Source organism: Shewanella sp. Isolate7 (genome assembly GCF_022398425.1).
GTDB lineage: Bacteria > Pseudomonadota > Gammaproteobacteria > Enterobacterales > Shewanellaceae > Shewanella.
The window spans coordinates 1-16844 of sequence record NZ_JAKEVJ010000061.1 but is presented as its reverse complement, the minus strand read 5'-3'; the positions used below and the strand labels follow the sequence as shown (position 1 = coordinate 16844).

The window sequence follows — 16844 nt, the reverse complement described above, 5'->3', positions numbered from 1 at the left end:
GATCAAGATGATTTACGAACCCGTAAATACCACTCAGACAGGAGTCTGACCTGTTTCTTGGTGTAGCCTTTCTCCATCATGCGATTAACAAAGTCGTCGTGCTTACGCTGATCGTCTGTAGAGGTCTTGGTGTTGAAGGAGATGACCGGCAGAAGATCTTCCGTGTTGGAGAACATCTTCTTCTCGATCACAGTGCGTAGCTTCTCATAGCTGGTCCATAGTGGATTTGAGCCCTCGTTGTTGGCTCTGGCACGCAGCACGAAGTTAACTATCTCGTTGCGGAAGTCTTTCGGGTTACTGATCCCCGCAGGCTTCTCTATCTTCTCCAGCTCGGCATTGAGCGCGGCGCGATCGAACAGCTGGCCTGTCTCTGGATCCCGATACTCCTGATCCTGGATCCAGAAGTCGGCATAGGTGACATAACGGTCGAAGATGTTCTGGCCATATTCCGAATAAGATTCCAGATAGGCTGTCTGGATCTCTTTACCGATAAATTCGATATATTTAGGGGTGAGATAACCTTTTAAAAACTCCATGTAACGCTCAGCCGTTTCGGCAGGGAACTGTTCCTGTTCGATCTGGCGTTCCAGTACGTAGAAGAGGTGCACAGGATTGGCGGCTATCTCGCTATGGTCGAAGTTAAACACCTTTGAGAGGATCTTAAAGGCGAAACGGGTCGATAGCCCCTGCATTCCCTCATCGACCCCGGCATAGTCGCGATATTCTTGATAAGACTTGGCCTTAGGATCGGTATCTTTGAGGCTCTCACCATCATAGACCCGCATCTTAGAGTAGATAGAAGAGTTTTCCGGCGCCTTGATACGCGACAGTACGCTAAACTGCGCCAGCGTCTCCAGGGTATAGGGCGCACACGGCGCCTGAGCCAACTCTGAGTTGGTCAGCAGTTTCTCGTAGATCTGTATCTCTTCTGACACCCGCAGGCAATAGGGCACTTTGACTATGTAGACCCTATCCAGGAAGGCTTCGTTAGTCTTGTTGTTTCTAAAGCTGGTCCATTCCGATTCATTAGAGTGAGCCAATATGATGCCGTTGAAGGGCAGGGCCGACAGGCCTTCTGTACCGTTGTAGTTGCCCTCCTGGGTGGCGGTCAACAAGGGGTGCAGCACCTTAATCGGCGCCTTAAACATCTCGACGAACTCCATCAAGCCCTGGTTAGCTCGGCACAGGGCGCCCGAGTAGGAGTAGGCATCGGCGTCATGCTGGGCGTAATGTTCGAGCTGACGTATGTCGACCTTACCCACCAGAGAGGAGATATCCTGGTTGTTCTCATCGCCGGGCTCTGTCTTGGCGATCCCCACCTGATCTAGGATGGCGGGGAAGACTTTAACCACCTTGAACTGGGAGATATCGCCGCCAAACTCATGCAGGCGTTTTACCGCCCAGGGCGACATGATGGTCTTTAGGTAGCGTTCTGGGATATTGTACTCGCGCTTAAGCAGCTCTCCATCTTCCTCTGGATTAAACAGGCAGAAGGGATGGTCGTTGACCGGGCTGCGTTCCCCCTTGGCGCTCAAGACATAGATGGGAACGTGTTGCATCAGCGACTTGAGCTTCTCGGCCAGGGATGATTTACCACCGCCCACAGGGCCGAGCAGGTAAAGGATCTGTTTAGATTCTTCCAGCCCCTGGGCCGAATGCTTGAGGTAGGCGACGATCTGTTCGATAGCGTCTTCCATGCCATAGAAGTCTTTAAAGGCGGGATAGCGAGAGATAAGTCTGTTGGAGAAGATGCGGCTGAGCACAGGATCTTTAGAGGTGTCTATGACCTCTGGCTTGCCGATGGCGGTCAGCAAACGCTCGGCCGCCGATGCGTAGGCGATCCTGTCTTCTTTACAGATAGCCAGGAACTCTTGTAGCGAATATTCTTCGTCTAGTTTTTTTTCATAGCGCTGTTGATAATGCTCGAAAATGCCCATGTTCCACCCCCTGAAAAGCCAACGATATGTCTTAAGGGACAACTGAAAATCAGTGACCTACTACTAATAATAGTCTGTAAACGAGATCTGCGTATCAAAAAAGACAATAAAAACAATGATAAACAGTTGCAAATGCAATAGTTGCAACTGTAGCGGATGGTTTGTGCGGTTTGTGTGTAACCTTGTTAGGGGGCTCGCTCTTCTTCGGATACAAAGCAAACACCGGCATCTAAAATGCGTATTGGATAGCGGAATTTCTGAGTCGTTGGCGGGTTTTATCTCACCGTAAACATGGCCGTATTTGCAAAGATGTACTGTTTCTTAGGCAATAAAAAAGGAGCCGGGAGGCTCCTTTTACACTGGGTCGAATCAGATTAAGCAGCGAAGTTGCTGTTAACGAATTCCCAGTTAACCAGGTTCCAGAACGCTGCCATGTAGTCAGGACGAACGTTACGGTAATCGATGTAGTAAGCGTGCTCCCAAACATCAACAGTCAGAAGGGGGGTAACACCTTCTTCAGTCAGTGGGGTTGCAGCGTTGCTAGTGTTTACGATGGCCAGGCTACCGTCAGCCTTCTTCACTAACCAAGTCCAGGCGCTACCGAAGTTGTTAACGGCTGCATCGGTGAACTGTGCCTTGAATGCATCGAAAGAACCGAAGGCTGCGTCGATTGCTGCGGCGATGTCGCCAGTAGCTGCACCGCCAGCGTTAGGCGCTAGACAGTTCCAGTAGAAAGTGTGGTTCCAGATTTGAGCTGCGTTGTTGAAGATGCCGCCAGTAGAAGTCTTAACGATATCTTCTAGGCTTTTCTCGGCAAGTTCAGTACCTTCAACAAGACCATTTAGTTTCACTACATAGGTGTTGTGATGCTTACCATAGTGGTACTCGATGGTTTCCTGGGAAATATGGGGCTCGAGTGCGTTCTTCGCATAAGGCAGTGCTGGTAATTCAAAAGCCATGTTTTTTCTCCATTGACATTCAATTGTCTTTTTAGGTTTGCTCACAGATGCACATTCTACCTGATAAAGTTGTGATGTGAATCATTGTTTGTTTGATTTTTTAGATTAATTCAATCGGTATCACTAACTCAGTGAATAACCCTGAAAAAAGTAGGTTTTCGTTATCTGTGAACCTAGCGTACAATAGACTAAATTTGTTGACGTAGCTTTGCTGCAAAATTTAGGAAAGAAGATGGACACAAACGAAACTGTAAAAAAAATCAAACAGCAAATCGCTGAAAATCCTATCATCGTATATATGAAAGGGTCTCCTAAGCTACCTAGCTGTGGATTTTCTTCGCAAGTGGCGCAGATCATGATTAACTGCGGTGCTCAATTTGCCTATGTTGATATTTTGCAGCATCCCGATATCCGTGCCGAGCTGCCTAAATACGCGAACTGGCCTACTTTCCCACAGCTTTGGGTTGAAGGCGAGCTGATCGGCGGTTGCGACATCCTGACCGAAATGTACCAGAAGGGTGAGTTACAAACCCTGATTGCCGATACGGCGGCAAAATATGCAGATCAAGAGGGTGAGTCCTAATCACTGCTAAGGCCCAGCCATAGTGATTTTGACTTCAGTCAGATTGATATATAAAAAAGCCCTTCATATGAAGGGCTTTTTTGTGTCTATTCAGCAATCTTTAGGCGACTTCTCGTTCCTGATTGGCGTGCACCTCAGGCAGCAAGAGGTTCATGGTGATGGCCACTATGCCACATAGGCTTATACCTGTGAGGCTGAAAGAGCCGATACCAAATGCCATTCCGCCGATACCAAAGACCAGGGTGACACCCACGATGCAGAGGTTTCTTGGCTCGCTGAGATCGACGTGATTCTTAATCAGCGAGTTAAGGCCGACAGCGGCGATCGAACCGAACAGTAGACACATGATGCCGCCCATCACAGGCACGGGAATGGTCTGCATGAGGGCGCCGAGCTTGCCGATAAAGGCCAGCAAGATGGCGGTGATGGCGGTCCAGGTCATGATGGCTGGATTAAAGGCCTTGGTCAGGGTCACGGCGCCAGTCACCTCAGAGTAGGTGGTGTTTGGCGGTCCACCGAGTGCCGATGCGGCAATGGTGGCGATGCCGTCACCGCTCAGGGTACGGTGCAGGCCGGGCTTCTTCATATAGTCTTTGCCGGTGACGTTAGAGATCGCCAGGATATCGCCGATATGTTCGACGGCCGGGGCGATGGCTACGGGTATCATGAAGGCGATGGCATGCCAGTTAAACTCAGGGGCCACAAAGTTAGGCATGGCGAGCCAGCTTGCCTGGGCAACCGGAGAAAAATCTACCACACCGAAGAAGAGGCTGAGGCCATAACCGACTATGATGCCCGCCAAAATCGGCATCAGCTTGACGATGCCCTTGGCAAAGATCGCCACTGTGATAGTGGTCAACAGCGAGGCGAGGGAGATTAGCAGCGCATGTTCGGCGTCGACCAACACCAAGGCGCCATCACCACTCTTGCCCAGGGCCATGTTCACGGCGACTGGCGCCAGACCAAGACCAATCACTATGATCACCGGGCCGACGACAACCGGCGGCAGCAGGCGCTTGATGAAGGCATCGCCTCTAAATTTAACTAAGGTCGCCAGTATCAGATACACGCATCCAGCCGCCATCAGGCCACCCATGGTCGCGGGAATTCCCCAGGTCTGAACACCGTAGAGGATGGGAGCGATGAAGGCGAAGGAGGAGGCGAGAAAGATGGGGACTTGGCGTTTGGTCACGAGCTGAAAGAGCAAGGTGCCTATGCCGGCGGTAAAGAGGGCGACGTTGGTATCGAGCCCGGTTAACAGCGGCATCAATACTAAGGCGCCAAAGGCGACAAATAGCATCTGCGCGCCTTGTAGGGGGATTGCTAAACGTTTCATTGTTATTCTCTTTTTATGGCTAAACCGCACAATGTTAACGTCTTGCTAGCATATTTGCACTTATCTTGATCACATTCTCCGGCCTGCCTCGTCAATGGCGGGCAAAAAAGCGAATTTGCCCCTATTTGCAGACAGGCATGGTCAAGGCTTATGTGTTACACTGCCGCCATTGTATTCGTGAATAGATATAGATACGGATGTTTAAGAGTTTTTTATCTGTGATGCTTGCTGGTGCGCTTTGCGCCGCGAGCCTTAATGTAGCGGCCGTCGAGGTGACCGAGCTGGATAGAAGTGCGATTAAGATCGCCGACCGTAGCCAGCAGGTGAAGAATCAGGCGCTACGCCAGGCGATGGAAGAGGTGGTGTTGAAAAATACCGGCGATCGCATGGCCCTCAGCGAACCCCTGGTGGCTCAGGCGATAGCTCAGCCTACCGCCTATATTCGCCAGTTCGGATATCAGGAGCAGGATGGCGAGCAGTATCTGCAGGCCTCGTTCGACCATAGCAAGATCATCAGTCTGTTGCGTGAGGCTAAGTTACCCGTGTGGGGCAATCAACGACCACTAACACTCTTGTGGTTGGCCCAGGAAAATGAAGGCAAGCGTGAGCTACTCAATGACGCCTCAGTGTTGGAGAGCCGTAGCCAGATTGCCAACCTCTCTCAGTCCCGTGGCGTTCCTATGTTGTTGCCTATGATGGATCTGGATGATGCCATGGCCATCAGTGTCACCGATGTGCGTGGCATGTTTGCCGATAACGTGGCTAAGGCCAGTCAGCGTTATGGCAGTGACTATTTTGCCATGGTGTCACTGGACACTCTGCCTGACGAACTGGTGAATATTCAGCTCGCCCTCTATCCAACAAGCAGCGATCAGCCACTATTTAACCCTTTGATCACGCTGTCGACTCAGGTGAAGGGGATGGATGTGGCAGTGTCTGAGATCTTTGGGGCGATCAGTCAATACTATGTGGCGCGTTATGCCATCGCCGATAGCGGTGAGGCCAACAGTACCCGGCTCACCTTTGTTGAGATCACTGACCGTCAGCAGCTGCTGGATATCGAGAAGTACCTGCATCAACTCAGCGCGGTTAAGTCTGTATCGCTGACCAAGGTTCAGGGGATCAGCGCCGAGTTTTCTTTGGAGCTCTTCGGCAGCGAGGAAGATCTATATCGTTTGATCAGCCTGGAGCCCAAGATCCGCAGTATGGAGCCGGCAAACGGTTCGGCTCTGTTAGATAATCCCAATTTGTTAAACAGCCAGTCTGAATTGGGCGGCGATGAAATGGTGGATCCGTTATCATCGTCACAGACTCCGCGCCATGAGTATATTTGGCAAGGACGTTAAGGTAAGCTGGGCGCCTAATGGTAATAGACTGAGTGCTAAATTAGGTCGCCCAGGCAATACACACTTAAGATAAGATCGAGATCCCTATACGTGTCACCCCATTCTCCGGTACAACTTTCTTTACCCGTCTATCTGCCCGACGATGAGACCTTCAACAGTTATTATCCCGCGGCCGGCAATGACGAGCTGATCCAGAGCTTACAGGCATGTGCCGAAGGGCGAGCCGACAAGGCGGTATATCTGTGGGGGCCGGTCAAGGCCGGGCGTACCCATCTGATGCACGCCACCTGTGCCAGAGCCAATGAGCTCAATCGCAGCAGCTTCTATCTGCCACTGGGTATTCATGCCAGTATATCTACCGAGCTGTTAGAGGGGCTGGAACAGTTGGATCTCGTCTGTATCGATGATATCGATGCCATAGCCGGACATCCCCTGTGGGAAGAGGCGCTATTCGATCTCTATAACCGGGTGGCTGAGCACAAGCGATGCGCCCTGGTAGTGAGTGCCAGTGCAACGGCCAGCGATGCGGGATTTGCCTTGCCGGATCTGGTGTCTCGCATGCAGTGGGGATTGACCTATCAGCTGCAACCCATGGCCGATGAGGAGAAGCTGGCCGCGCTGCAACGCCGTGCGGCGATGCGTGGATTGCAGTTACCGGAAGACGTGGGCCGTTTCCTGCTCAATCGATTGGCGCGGGATCTGCGAACCCTATTCGATGTACTCGACCGCTTGGATAAGGCCTCCCTGGTGCATCAGCGTAAGTTAACCATTCCCTTCGTGAAAGAGATGCTGCGCTTGTAGCGTTTATCTGGTGAGCACCATACGTTACGCTTAAGATACGAGTACAAAAAAGGCACCTTTAGGTGCCTTTTTATGTTTCAGTGCTAGCAATTCAGTGCTATCACTTCAGCATTATCTATTCTGTGCAGTCTATTTCTTGCGCTTCTTCAGCCCAAGCCCCAATTCCCGGCCGCGGATACGGGCGTAGAAGGGCAGCGTGATCATCAGGAGGGTCAGCAGCGCTACCTCACAGATGGCGAATGCCAATGCCGTCTCGGTGACATAGAGCAAGGTCAGTCCATGCAACATGTAGAGGCAGATGATGAAGCTCGCCCAGGCGTAGGTGTAGGGTTGGCCGGTCAAGATCCCCTTAAGTGGTGCCAACAGGGGCAAGATCCACAGCAGGCTGAAGATCATTGAGTATTGGCCGGTCAATCCTTGATTGCCGAACCAGGCGGTCATCATCAGGAGCAGTGCCACATAGGCCGCGCGGCTAATTTGAAACAGTGTCTTTGAGCTCATATGAACTTTCAGCCTTACAGAATGGCCAGTACATTTTCTGGGGGTCTACCGATCGCAGCCTTACCGTTAGCCAGTACGATAGGACGCTCGATAAGCTTAGGGGTGTCGACCATGGCCTGGATAAGTGCCTCATCATCGGTGACTGCGGCCAGGTTTTGCGCCTTGTATTCCTCTTCCTTGGTGCGCATCAGCTCACGTGGCGCCAGGCCGAGTTTATCTAGGATGCTGCGGATCTCTACCTTAGTCAGCGGCGTCTTGAGGTACTCGATCACTTGGATGTCGCAGGCTTTCTCTTCAAGCAACGCCAGGGTCTGGCGGCTCTTAGAGCAACGAGGGTTATGAATTATGCTTACTTGCGTCATGGCAGTTCTATCCATATCTAGAAATTTGCCGTCATTCTACTGCAAAAGGTGAGCCGAGTCACAGGGCTTTGGCTCACCTTTATTGGTTTAAAGCAGTTTGTGATTGCTTTAGAGCAGTTCGAGTTGCTTCTTAGATTGCTTGAATTGGCGGATCCTGGCCTCAATTTTTGCCAGCTGCAGCGGATTTTTCTCCGACAAACGGTAGGCAAAGTTGAGCTGATCGATGGCGCCATCATAGTCGGCGGCCAGCGCCATGGTCTCTGCCTTGGCAAAATGCTCCATGGCACGGTTGCCAGTCTGCTTATAGGCGTCGCTCAGCAGCTGTAGCGGCAGCTGATTCTGCTTATCCAGGAAGATCATATCCTCCAGTAGGGGAATGGCCTGCTTCGCCTGACCGCTCTCGATCAGCGCATTGGCCAGGTTGATATTGATCACCTGAGAGGTGGGTTTTAGCTTACGCTCTCGTGTGAGTAGATCGATCGCCTGTTGGTGCTCATGCCTTTCAAGCAAGAGATCTGTCTTAGTATCGATATAAAACAGGTTGTTGGGATCCTTAGCGAGTAGCTGGTCTACGATGACCTCAGACTCCTTGGCCTTGTCTGCACGCAGCAGGGCAAGTGCCTTACCGTACAGAGCCGCCTCCTCAAACTCGTAGCTGTGCTTCCTGATCAGGTCGTTAAACAGGGCGAGCGCCGCCTCTTCGCTGTAACTGGAGAAGCGCACCTGAATACGCGCCTTGGCCAGCTGAAAATCCAGGTTATCGGGCACATATCTGTGAGGATATTGCGCCGCGCGGTTTCTGGCCTCGGCGATACGTGATTCCGGCAGCGGGTGGGTCAGCAACATCTGTGGCGGCTTGGTGGTAAAGCGGTAGCGAGTGGCTAGCTTGGAAAAGAAGTCTGCCGCGCCGTTAGGATCGAATCCCGCGTCCACCAGGATCTGCATGCCGATACGGTCCGCCTCCTTCTCGTGTAGGCGGGTGTAGTTGATCTGTGCCTGAGTCGCCAGTGCCTGAGTGGTCGCCATGGCGGCCATTCCCACCTGAGGTGCGGCAATGGTGAGCAAAATTGCGCCGAGCAGGCCCGCGATAGTTGCGGGAGAACTCTTCTGCTGCGCCTCGAGAGAGCGCGCCAGGTGTCTCTGGGTCACGTGGGTGATCTCGTGGCCCAGTACCGAGGCTATCTGGCTCTCGTTATCGGCATTAAGGAACAATCCCGTATGCACGCCCACATGTCCGCCGAAGAAGGCGAAAGCGTTGATCTCATCATTTCTTAGCAAGAAGAAAGAGAAGGGAGTCTTCACACCAGTCGCATGGGCCACCAGACGGTTACCCAGCTCGGTCAGGTATTGATTGAGTACAGGATCGTTAAGCATGGGCGCCGATGAGCGGATCACCCGCATATAGGCGTCGCCGTAACTGTTTTCCTTCTCCAGGCTAAAGGTGTTCACCGCCGCGGTGCCCAGATCCGGCAGATCATTATTGGCAAATCCTAAGGGGGCGATAGAGAACAGGGCCATCGACAAGGCGCCGGCAACCAGGGATTTTGCTTTGTTAACTTTACTCAAACTTATCCTTAGCGATTATAGATAACTGGGTCTGTTTAGTTGGAACCACAGCAAGCTAATTAGTTCCGTTTGTCTGGCAGATGTGGCTAGCGAATTGCTGCCATTGTTCGCTTGTGGTTTCACTGGAGACTTAGGATAATAGCCCGAGTTTGCCTTTAGCAAGATCATTATGACTTTTATTGACTTAACCCACTACCGATGTCCACTGGCCTTGGTTAAGCTAAAGATGGCTCTCAAGCAGTTGCCCGGTGGCGAAGTGCTGCGGGTACAGCTTAAAGACAGTGGTTCGCGCCAGGATGTGCCCAGGTTCCTTGAGAAGGCCAACTGGCAATATGTTGAAATACAAAATGATGCAGAGATCTTGGAGCTGTCGATAACGCGAGGCGATTAGTTTTTACCTGAGTAAGGTACCTTAGTGAGGGTTAGGTATCGGGCGTTAGCATAGATAAAGAAAAGAGCCACAGGCTCCGATTAATTATTTTTCATGATGCTCGATATTGCAGAGCCTATATTACAAGGCCTATGTGACAAACCTTATGTTGCAAGCCTTGCGTTGTAAATCCAATCTTGCATGCTTAAGGTGGCCCAGTGGGCACCTGTTTACAGGGCGGCAGATCTTGGTTTCTAAATTAGGAAGAGTAGATGTTTTCATTCATTACCAATTGGTATAAAGAGAGATTTAGTGATCCCCAAGCGGTGACCCTGATGCTGATTTTGCTGGGGATCGCCCTGACCATCTATTTTGCAGGCGGACTATTGGCTCCCTTGCTGGTCGCCCTGGTGCTGGCATTTCTGCTCGAATGGCCGGTCGCCCAGATGGTCAAGATAGGCATCAATCGCACCACAGGCGCCTCTCTGGTACTCGTGCTATTTGTAGGAGTGATGTTGCTGATCACCTTTGGCCTAGTGCCCAGCATCTGGCGCCAGGGGTTAGCCCTGGTGACGGATCTGCCGACCATGTTGGATAAGGGGTTAATCACCCTCAAAGGATTAGTCGATCAGTATCCGCAATTCTTAAGTGTGGAGCAGCTCGACGCCTCTGTCGGCGAGCTTAAGAAGTTGCTGGATACCCAGCACATACTGGATCTGGGTAAACAGTTGATCGGTTACTCTGCCTCGTTGTTGGTACTCATGGTCTACGCCATCTTGGTGCCCCTGTTGGTGTTCTTCTTCCTCAAGGATAAAGATGAGCTGATCCGGGGCAGTAAGCGTTTCATCCCCGCCAACCGTGACCTGGCCCGTAAGGTATGGCTGGAGATGAATCAGCAGATCTTTAACTATATTCGCGGCAAGGTGATTGAGATTGTGATCATCGGCGCCGCCAGTTATATCTTCTTCGCCGTCATGGATCTGCGCTACGCCGCGCTGCTCGGCGTGTTGACCGGCTTCTCCGTGTTGATCCCCTATGTAGGGGCGACGCTGGTGACCCTGCCGATCGCCCTGGTTGCCTTCTTCCAGTGGGGGATCAGCCCGGAATTTGGCTACCTGATGCTGGGGTACGGCATCATTCAGGCGCTCGATGGAAACCTGCTGGTGCCCATCCTCTTCTCCGATGCGGTGGATCTGCACCCTGTGTTTATCATCGCGGCCGTCTTGGTTTTCGGTGGACTCTGGGGAGTCTGGGGGGTGTTCTTCGCCATTCCGCTTGCCTCCTTGGTGAAGGCGGTGGTTAACGCCTGGCCTAAGGCGGATAAACCTAAGGCCGATAAACCTAAGCCCGATAAACCTGAGGCCGAAACAGAGCAGGGCGCCGTCTAAACTCAATCGAAATCCTAAAGGAGCCATAAGGCTCCTTTTTTGTCACCGCATCTGGCCGCAAGATTCCGCTATAGCCTGATTGGCCAGCTATCTTAAAGCCTGTTTTGCGGTCGCCGCCAGGGCGCGGTAGACCAGCGTGGTCTGTTTAGCCTTAATGTTCCAGTGCTGCCAGTAGAGGGGCACCTTCATGGTGCAGTCAGGGGCGATGAGCTTAAGTGCGCCGCTTTGCAGCAGCGGCTCGGCCTGTAGATGACCCACCAGGCCATAACCCATGCCGAGTAATATCGCCTCGAGAAAGCTCTCGGAGGAGGGGATCTGATGCTCCCGCCACTGCTCAGGTTCTATGGCAAAATGCTCCCCTAAGAATTTTTCATGCAGTTTATCTTTGGTGGAAAACACCACGGCCGGTGCCTGACGCAGGCGGCTCTGTGTCACGCCGCCTGCAAAGTAGTCTGCAATAAAGTCTTGGGTCGCGACGCACAGGTACTCCATCTGCCCGAGATATTCGCTAGAGCAGCCGGCCAATGGCGCCTCTGTGGTCGTCACGCAGCCAACCGCCTCGCCACTCTTGAGCAGGTGGTGGGTGTAAGACTCATCGTCCACAATCAGCTCCAGCAGCCAGCGGTGGCGCTTAAACAGCTCGGCGAGGGCTGGGAGAAACCAGGTGGCGAGACTGTCGGCGTTGACGGCGATCTTCACCACTGTGGGCAGCGAAGGGTCATCGGCGTCTATCTCTGCGCTCAGCTCGCTCTCCAGCAGGCTCACCTGAGCATAGTGTCTAAGCAGGCGTTTGCCCATAGGGGTCGCCTGTACCGGGTTGCTGCGAATAAGCAGGGTCTGGCCGACTCGCTCTTCCAGCGCCTTGATCCGCTGAGATACTGCCGGTTGGGTGATAAACAGCGCCTTGGCGGCACGTTCGAAGCCGCCTTCGGCGATGACTACACTCAGGGCTTTCAGGTGGGCGTAATCCAGCATCGAAACATCCAAATCATCAATATAAGTTTGGCTAATGATACATTAAATTCATTAGCTAGGTTTATTTTTACAAGATCGCTATGCTTGCGGCCTGGAATTAGTCGTGGTTCTTTTTGGAGTTTTCTCGTGCAAGCATTCATTCAGGGGATTGGGGTCGGTGGCAGCCTAATCATCGCCGTTGGGGCGCAAAATGCCTTCGTATTGAAACAAGGGTTAAAGCGGGCCCATTCATTGCTTATCGCCGCCCTGTGTTCTTTTATCGATGCCGTGATGATCACCGCAGGTGTGGCAGGCCTGGGGCATTTGATTCTGGCCTTTCCTTTAATCAAGGATGTCGCCAGCCTAGGTGGGGCGGCCTTCCTGCTGGTCTATGGCGGACGGGCCTTGCAGGCCTCTTTCTATGCACAAGGTCTGGATACCGAGTCGACTCAGGGGGCTGATACGCTGAGGGCCGCACTGTTAACGACCCTGGGGATCAGTCTGCTTAACCCGCATCTGTATCTGGATACCGTGGTGTTGCTGGGTAGCATCAGTACTCAGTTCGAGCAGGAGGACAGGCATCTGTTTGGCGCCGGCGCTGTACTGGCCTCTTTTGTGTGGTTCTTTGCCCTTAGCCTCGGCGCAAGGTACCTAAGCCCCTTGTTTAAGCGGCCCAAGGCATGGTGTTACTTAGACAGGTTTATCTTCCTCACCATGTGGAGCATAGCTGCGGCGCTGTTGTGGCCCTATGTAAGCGCCTTCTTTGGTTGATATTTAGCTAGGCGAATACTTTAGAGCTAATACTTAATAAAGCGCTAATGCTTCTTTGAGTTAATTCTTGAACGAGTTTGTACTGATGATTTAGTACAGTGACGAGGTTAGCCAGACAGGTTAACTAATAATAAAAAAGCCGGCATTGCCGGCTTTTTTGTCGAAAATGAGCGTGTGCTAGCTATTTTCCTGAATATAATTCAAGACAACCTCATGGTGGTCTTTGGTCTTAAACTTATTGAACACATGGGCCACCTTACCGTCTTGACCTATCAGGAAGCTGAGGCGGTGAATGCCATCATAGATCTTACCCATAAATTTCTTCTCACCCCAGACACCGAAGGCGTCGGCAACGCTATGATCTTCATCGCTGAGCAAGCTGAAATTTAGCTCATGTTTATCGGCGAAGCGGGCAAGCTTGGCCACTGGGTCCGGGCTGATGCCAAATACGGTGACCTTCTGGGTGTCTAGGTCTGGCTTGCTGTCTCTTAAGCCGCAGGCCTGCACAGTGCAGCCAGGGGTCAGGGCTTTTGGATAAAAATAGACCAGTACAGGGCCCTGTTTGAGGGCATCGCTGAGGGAGACTGTCTCATCGGCCTGGTTTTGTAGGGTAAAGTTAGGCGCCATTTCGCCCTGGGTTAAGGTTTTCATAGATCATCCTTAGGTTGTGTTTCGATACCCTGCATACGTTCGATATGGCAGCTTAGGTTCATCTCTTCGGCGAGGGCGGCGATATTTTGTTCGAGTTTTTCGATATCCACCTTCTCTGGCACATTGATGGTTAAGAAGACATTTTGCACCGGCTCGCCCTCTGATGTCTCTTCGGCATGGGAGCGCACGGCGGCCAGATCCAGCGAACGATCGGCCAGGAACTGGGTAATACGCTTCATGGTGCCACGCTGGTCCTTACCGTTAAAGGTCACTTCCAGGCGTGAAACATAGTTTGGCGGCGTATGCTGAGAGCAACGCTTCATTACCGTCAGCAGACCAAGTTCGACACTCAGGGCAGGGAGGCTGGCTTCCATCTTAGTGATCGATGCCCAGGCGCCTGAAATCATCATGATCAAGGTAAACTCACCACCAAAGAGGGCCATACGGCTATCGACGATATCGCAATCGCATTCGCTTGCGAGTCTGGCAAATTTACTGACGATACCAGGACGATCAGAACCCAGTGCGGTAACGACCAGATGATTGGACATGAAATTCCCCCATTGATTGGTAACTCGTTGTACAAATAAGCGTCGATTGACATTTTCGGCGTTTTTTAAGGAGGCTTATGCTATCACAAGTTATCAGTTTTGAGATCCCTGTCGTGATAAAGGGTCAAACATTTGACCTATGGGGAGCGGTGTTATCATTCTCTGTGATCTAGGGATACTTATGCTTGTTTTTACCTGTGAGCATAAGTACCATAGCCAGTCCTGAATCCTTGGGGAAATCACATGATAAACGGAAGCATCGTAGCCTTAATCACACCCATGAATCGTGATGGCTCAGTCGATTATGCAAGTCTCGAGAAGTTGGTTGAGTACCATATTGAACAGGGTACTGACGCCATCGTTGCCGTCGGCACGACCGGCGAATCTGCCACTTTACCTCTTTCAGAACATATTGAAGTGGTTGCCCACACGGTAAAATTTGCCGCCGGACGCGTTCCTGTTATCGGTGGTAATGGCGCAAATGCCACCGCCGAAGCGATCGAGCTGACCAAGGCGCAGGCCAATCTCGGGGTGGCCGCCATGTTGGGCGTGACGCCTTACTATAACAAGCCGACACCTAAAGGCTTGGTGGCCCATTATCGCGCCGTCGCGGCCGCGACCGATATCCCACAAATTCTTTACAACGTGCCCGGCCGTACCTCGGTGGATATGTTGCCAGAAACCGTCGCCCAGCTGGTCGAGGTGCCAAACATCATAGGTCTAAAAGAGGCGACCGGCGATCTGAGCCGCGTGGCTAAGCTACGTGAGCTATGTGGTGATGACTTCATGCTCTACAGTGGTGATGACGCCACGGCCCGTGAGTTTCTTACCCTGGGTGGCAATGGCGTGATCTCAGTGGCGAATAACATAGTGCCTAAGCAGTTTAAGCTGATGTGCGACGCGGCCCTTAAGGGCGATCTCGAAGGCGCCCTTAAGGCCGAGGCACCAATGAAAGCGCTGTTCGGCGCGCTCTTCTGTGAAGCCAATCCTATCCCTGTGAAATGGGCGGCGCACCGTATGGGCTTGATCAGTCAAGGACATATTCGCTTGCCATTAACGGAACTTTCCGAGCAATATCATGGTCTGTTGCTAGAAGCGATGAAGAATGCCGGAATAGAGGTTCAATAATTAGATGCTAAAGCAAGTTACTCCAATCCTACTGGTTGCCGCCGTAACGGCCTGCAGCACGCCTATCGACAGACGTCAGGCCAATGGCAATGACGAATATGCCACTGTGACGGCTGCGCCTAAACTGGTGATCCCAGAAGGGTTGAATCAGCCGAAATATAATACCGAATACGATATTCCTGAGGTTGGCAGCAAGGTCGATAGAACCTTAGTTGGCAAGAAACTCGATATTCGTCCACCGCTACAGGTACTGCCGATGGCAGAAGGTACCCATGTGGAAGAGTCTAGCGACAGCATCAAGATCGTGGTCGAGTCTATCGATAACGATATCGACCTGCGCAGCGAGCTGTTCGGCATCTTGGATGAATATTTTAGTCAGCACGAGATCAAGATCCTTAAAGAGGATAGAGAAACCGGCGTTATCGAAACTGATTGGATTGAAAATCAAGAAGTTATCGACTCGTCTATGTGGGGCGCCGACGAGGTTTATTCGGTACGTCAACGCTATCGTTTCACCGTCAATGTGCGTCCACATGGCCGTAGCGGTAACCTTGCTATCGAATTGATTGATCACGAAGAGAGCTTCGATGGTAAGGCGCAGGATATCCTGCTGACCGGTGAAGATAAGCGCCGCTATACGGTTGATATGCTTAACAACACCATCGCCTACATGAGCGTGAAGCGTGCGAAGGCGATCAAGGCGAAACGCCTGCGTGAGAGCCTGGGTATCGAGGTAGACTTGGTGAAGGCCTCAACTGTGGCCGAAGATGAGACGCCAGTGCAGAGCTACTGGTTGGCAGATGCCAGCTACAGCCGTACCTGGGATCGTCTGCGAATCGTATTGCCAGAGCTAGGCTTTGAAATCGTCGATATGGATAGCAACAAGGGGCTTTACTATATCAACGTGAGCGACGATTCAGGTTTCTGGAGTTCATTGTGGAGCGATAAGAAGCTGCCGATGGAAGAAGGATCCTATCGCCTGCAGATTGAGCAAGATAAGCGTGATAATGCCAAGACACGCATCTACCTGAAAGACAAGGAAGATGCTCCAGTGAGTAACGCTGTGGTCGAGGCCGTATACGATGGCATGGCCGAACTGATGAGTGAAGACCGTAAGGTCAGATAGGCTCAGCAAAGCTTAAGTAAGCTAAGCATAGCCAGATAAGCATAGTCAGACAAGCATAGTCAGATAAGCACAGTAAAATAGGCTTAGTAAGATAAACATAGTCAGGTAAGCTTATCCAAATAAAAAGAGGCCATGAGGCCTCTTTTTTGTTGTCATTCTAAAACCACCTCCTATGGAGGTGGTGAACGTCCGATTTAGGCTATGCCTGAAGGTTGCTCATGCTAAATACTGACTTTGTTTGTAACCAGCAAATAAAGAGAGGTAAATAGCATGAGCAGATACGAGTCAGCGTCGCATGTTTTCTACAGGTGCCAATATCACATAGTTTGGACTCCAAAGTATAGATATAGGATCCTAAAAGGAAACGTGGGGAAAGAGGTTCATCGGAGTATCTTTATCTTCTGCAACATGAAGAAATGTAAAGTAGTCGAATTAAACGTTCAGTTGGATCATGTTCATCTTGTTGTGCGTACACCACCGAGTTTAAGCGTGTCAGAGTTAGTAGGTGTATTAA

General features: G+C 51.5%; 18 protein-coding genes. 9 read left to right on the top strand and 9 right to left on the bottom strand.

What is annotated here, in order from left to right; all coding sequences use genetic code 11:
- Positions 1-2 precede the first annotated feature (2 nt).
- Together L1D47_RS15070 and sodB are read right to left on the bottom strand one after the other, a co-directional pair.
- The gene (locus tag L1D47_RS15070) at positions 3-1937 is read right to left on the bottom strand and encodes a PrkA family serine protein kinase (RefSeq protein ID WP_041511368.1); all 1935 of its coding nucleotides are present in this window, start codon (positions 1935-1937) and stop codon (positions 3-5) included.
- 374 nt (positions 1938-2311) lie between these two features.
- Positions 2312-2896, bottom strand: a complete 585-nt coding sequence (gene sodB / locus L1D47_RS15065; RefSeq protein ID WP_239885870.1) for a superoxide dismutase [Fe] — start codon at positions 2894-2896, stop codon at positions 2312-2314.
- A gap of 232 nt (positions 2897-3128) precedes the next feature.
- Between sodB and grxD the strand changes: the two genes are divergently transcribed.
- The gene (gene grxD, locus L1D47_RS15060) at positions 3129-3479 is read left to right on the top strand and encodes a Grx4 family monothiol glutaredoxin (RefSeq protein ID WP_239885869.1); all 351 of its coding nucleotides are present in this window, start codon (positions 3129-3131) and stop codon (positions 3477-3479) included.
- Positions 3480-3579: 100 nt separating this feature from the next.
- Here grxD and L1D47_RS15055 read toward each other — a convergent pair whose 3' ends face one another.
- A complete protein-coding gene (locus L1D47_RS15055; RefSeq protein ID WP_239885868.1) occupies positions 3580-4815 on the bottom strand; it encodes a uracil-xanthine permease family protein in 1236 nt (411 codons plus the stop codon).
- Between the two features lie 197 nt (positions 4816-5012).
- Here L1D47_RS15055 and L1D47_RS15050 point away from each other — a divergent pair, with 197 nt between their 5' ends.
- Entirely contained in the window at positions 5013-6161 is a 1149-nt protein-coding gene (locus L1D47_RS15050) for a DUF2066 domain-containing protein (RefSeq protein WP_239885867.1), read from the top strand.
- 90 nt (positions 6162-6251) lie between these two features.
- The gene (gene hda / locus L1D47_RS15045) at positions 6252-6962 is read left to right on the top strand and encodes a DnaA inactivator Hda (RefSeq protein WP_041511365.1); all 711 of its coding nucleotides are present in this window, start codon (positions 6252-6254) and stop codon (positions 6960-6962) included.
- Positions 6963-7091: 129 nt separating this feature from the next.
- Here the strand turns inward: hda and L1D47_RS15040 are convergent, their stop codons facing one another.
- The 3 genes from L1D47_RS15040 to L1D47_RS15030 form a co-directional block, all read right to left on the bottom strand.
- On the bottom strand, positions 7092-7463 hold the full coding sequence (locus L1D47_RS15040; protein WP_041511364.1) for a DUF2069 domain-containing protein: 372 nt from the start codon (positions 7461-7463) through the stop codon (positions 7092-7094).
- Between the two features lie 14 nt (positions 7464-7477).
- Positions 7478-7825 carry an arsenate reductase (glutaredoxin) gene (arsC, locus tag L1D47_RS15035; protein ID WP_239850431.1) on the bottom strand — a complete coding sequence of 116 codons (348 nt, stop codon included), beginning with the start codon at positions 7823-7825 and terminating at the stop codon, positions 7478-7480.
- A gap of 108 nt (positions 7826-7933) precedes the next feature.
- Entirely contained in the window at positions 7934-9343 is a 1410-nt protein-coding gene (locus tag L1D47_RS15030; protein ID WP_239885881.1) for a M48 family metalloprotease, read from the bottom strand.
- 217 nt (positions 9344-9560) lie between these two features.
- On the opposite strand from L1D47_RS15030, the gene L1D47_RS15025 reads away from it, so the two are divergent.
- Positions 9561-9782: a sulfurtransferase TusA family protein gene (locus tag L1D47_RS15025; protein WP_041511362.1), complete on the top strand. Its 222-nt coding sequence runs from the start codon at positions 9561-9563 to the stop codon at positions 9780-9782.
- Positions 9783-10033: 251 nt separating this feature from the next.
- Positions 10034-11149 (top strand): AI-2E family transporter, encoded by a 1116-nt coding sequence (locus L1D47_RS15020; protein WP_239885866.1) that lies wholly within the window; start codon positions 10034-10036, stop codon positions 11147-11149.
- Positions 11150-11236: 87 nt separating this feature from the next.
- On the opposite strand, the gene L1D47_RS15015 is transcribed toward L1D47_RS15020, so the two are convergent.
- On the bottom strand, positions 11237-12124 hold the full coding sequence (locus tag L1D47_RS15015) for a LysR family transcriptional regulator ArgP (RefSeq protein WP_239885865.1): 888 nt from the start codon (positions 12122-12124) through the stop codon (positions 11237-11239).
- Positions 12125-12250: 126 nt separating this feature from the next.
- On the opposite strand from L1D47_RS15015, the gene L1D47_RS15010 reads away from it, so the two are divergent.
- On the top strand, positions 12251-12874 hold the full coding sequence (locus tag L1D47_RS15010) for a LysE/ArgO family amino acid transporter (RefSeq protein ID WP_239885864.1): 624 nt from the start codon (positions 12251-12253) through the stop codon (positions 12872-12874).
- Between the two features lie 177 nt (positions 12875-13051).
- Here the strand turns inward: L1D47_RS15010 and bcp are convergent, their stop codons facing one another.
- Both bcp and L1D47_RS15000 read right to left on the bottom strand, forming a co-directional pair.
- A complete protein-coding gene (bcp, locus tag L1D47_RS15005; RefSeq protein ID WP_239885863.1) occupies positions 13052-13525 on the bottom strand; it encodes a thioredoxin-dependent thiol peroxidase in 474 nt (157 codons plus the stop codon).
- Entirely contained in the window at positions 13522-14076 is a 555-nt protein-coding gene (locus L1D47_RS15000; protein ID WP_239885862.1) for an ACT domain-containing protein, read from the bottom strand. The genes bcp and L1D47_RS15000 overlap by 4 nt, the downstream gene beginning before the upstream one ends.
- A gap of 243 nt (positions 14077-14319) precedes the next feature.
- On the opposite strand from L1D47_RS15000, the gene dapA reads away from it, so the two are divergent.
- The 3 genes from dapA to tnpA form a co-directional block, all read left to right on the top strand.
- Complete coding sequence (dapA, locus tag L1D47_RS14995; protein ID WP_239885861.1) at positions 14320-15204, top strand: 4-hydroxy-tetrahydrodipicolinate synthase; 885 nt, start codon at positions 14320-14322, stop codon at positions 15202-15204.
- A 4-nt stretch (positions 15205-15208) separates the two neighbouring features.
- Complete coding sequence (gene bamC / locus L1D47_RS14990) at positions 15209-16330, top strand: outer membrane protein assembly factor BamC (protein WP_239885860.1); 1122 nt, start codon at positions 15209-15211, stop codon at positions 16328-16330.
- A 270-nt stretch (positions 16331-16600) separates the two neighbouring features.
- On the top strand, positions 16601-16844 hold a 244-nt coding region (gene tnpA / locus L1D47_RS14985), incomplete at its 3' end, for an IS200/IS605 family transposase (protein ID WP_239885859.1).

Excerpts from the sequence above, each read along its gene's own strand:
- L1D47_RS15070 (WP_041511368.1), bottom strand. The coding sequence starts at position 1,937 with ATGGGCATTTTCGAGCATTATCAACAGCGCTATGAAAAAAAACTAGAC.
- sodB (WP_239885870.1), bottom strand. The coding sequence starts at position 2,896 with ATGGCTTTTGAATTACCAGCACTGCCTTATGCGAAGAACGCACTCGAG.
- grxD (WP_239885869.1), top strand. The coding sequence starts at position 3,129 with ATGGACACAAACGAAACTGTAAAAAAAATCAAACAGCAAATCGCTGAA.
- L1D47_RS15055 (WP_239885868.1), bottom strand. The coding sequence starts at position 4,815 with ATGAAACGTTTAGCAATCCCCCTACAAGGCGCGCAGATGCTATTTGTC.
- L1D47_RS15050 (WP_239885867.1), top strand. The coding sequence starts at position 5,013 with ATGTTTAAGAGTTTTTTATCTGTGATGCTTGCTGGTGCGCTTTGCGCC.
- L1D47_RS15040 (WP_041511364.1), bottom strand. The coding sequence starts at position 7,463 with ATGAGCTCAAAGACACTGTTTCAAATTAGCCGCGCGGCCTATGTGGCA.
- arsC (WP_239850431.1), bottom strand. The coding sequence starts at position 7,825 with ATGACGCAAGTAAGCATAATTCATAACCCTCGTTGCTCTAAGAGCCGC.
- L1D47_RS15030 (WP_239885881.1), bottom strand. The coding sequence starts at position 9,343 with ATGGCCCTGTTCTCTATCGCCCCCTTAGGATTTGCCAATAATGATCTG.
- L1D47_RS15025 (WP_041511362.1), top strand. The coding sequence starts at position 9,561 with ATGACTTTTATTGACTTAACCCACTACCGATGTCCACTGGCCTTGGTT.
- L1D47_RS15020 (WP_239885866.1), top strand. The coding sequence starts at position 10,034 with ATGTTTTCATTCATTACCAATTGGTATAAAGAGAGATTTAGTGATCCC.
- L1D47_RS15015 (WP_239885865.1), bottom strand. The coding sequence starts at position 12,124 with ATGCTGGATTACGCCCACCTGAAAGCCCTGAGTGTAGTCATCGCCGAA.
- bcp (WP_239885863.1), bottom strand. The coding sequence starts at position 13,525 with ATGAAAACCTTAACCCAGGGCGAAATGGCGCCTAACTTTACCCTACAA.
- L1D47_RS15000 (WP_239885862.1), bottom strand. The coding sequence starts at position 14,076 with ATGTCCAATCATCTGGTCGTTACCGCACTGGGTTCTGATCGTCCTGGT.
- dapA (WP_239885861.1), top strand. The coding sequence starts at position 14,320 with ATGATAAACGGAAGCATCGTAGCCTTAATCACACCCATGAATCGTGAT.
- bamC (WP_239885860.1), top strand. The coding sequence starts at position 15,209 with ATGCTAAAGCAAGTTACTCCAATCCTACTGGTTGCCGCCGTAACGGCC.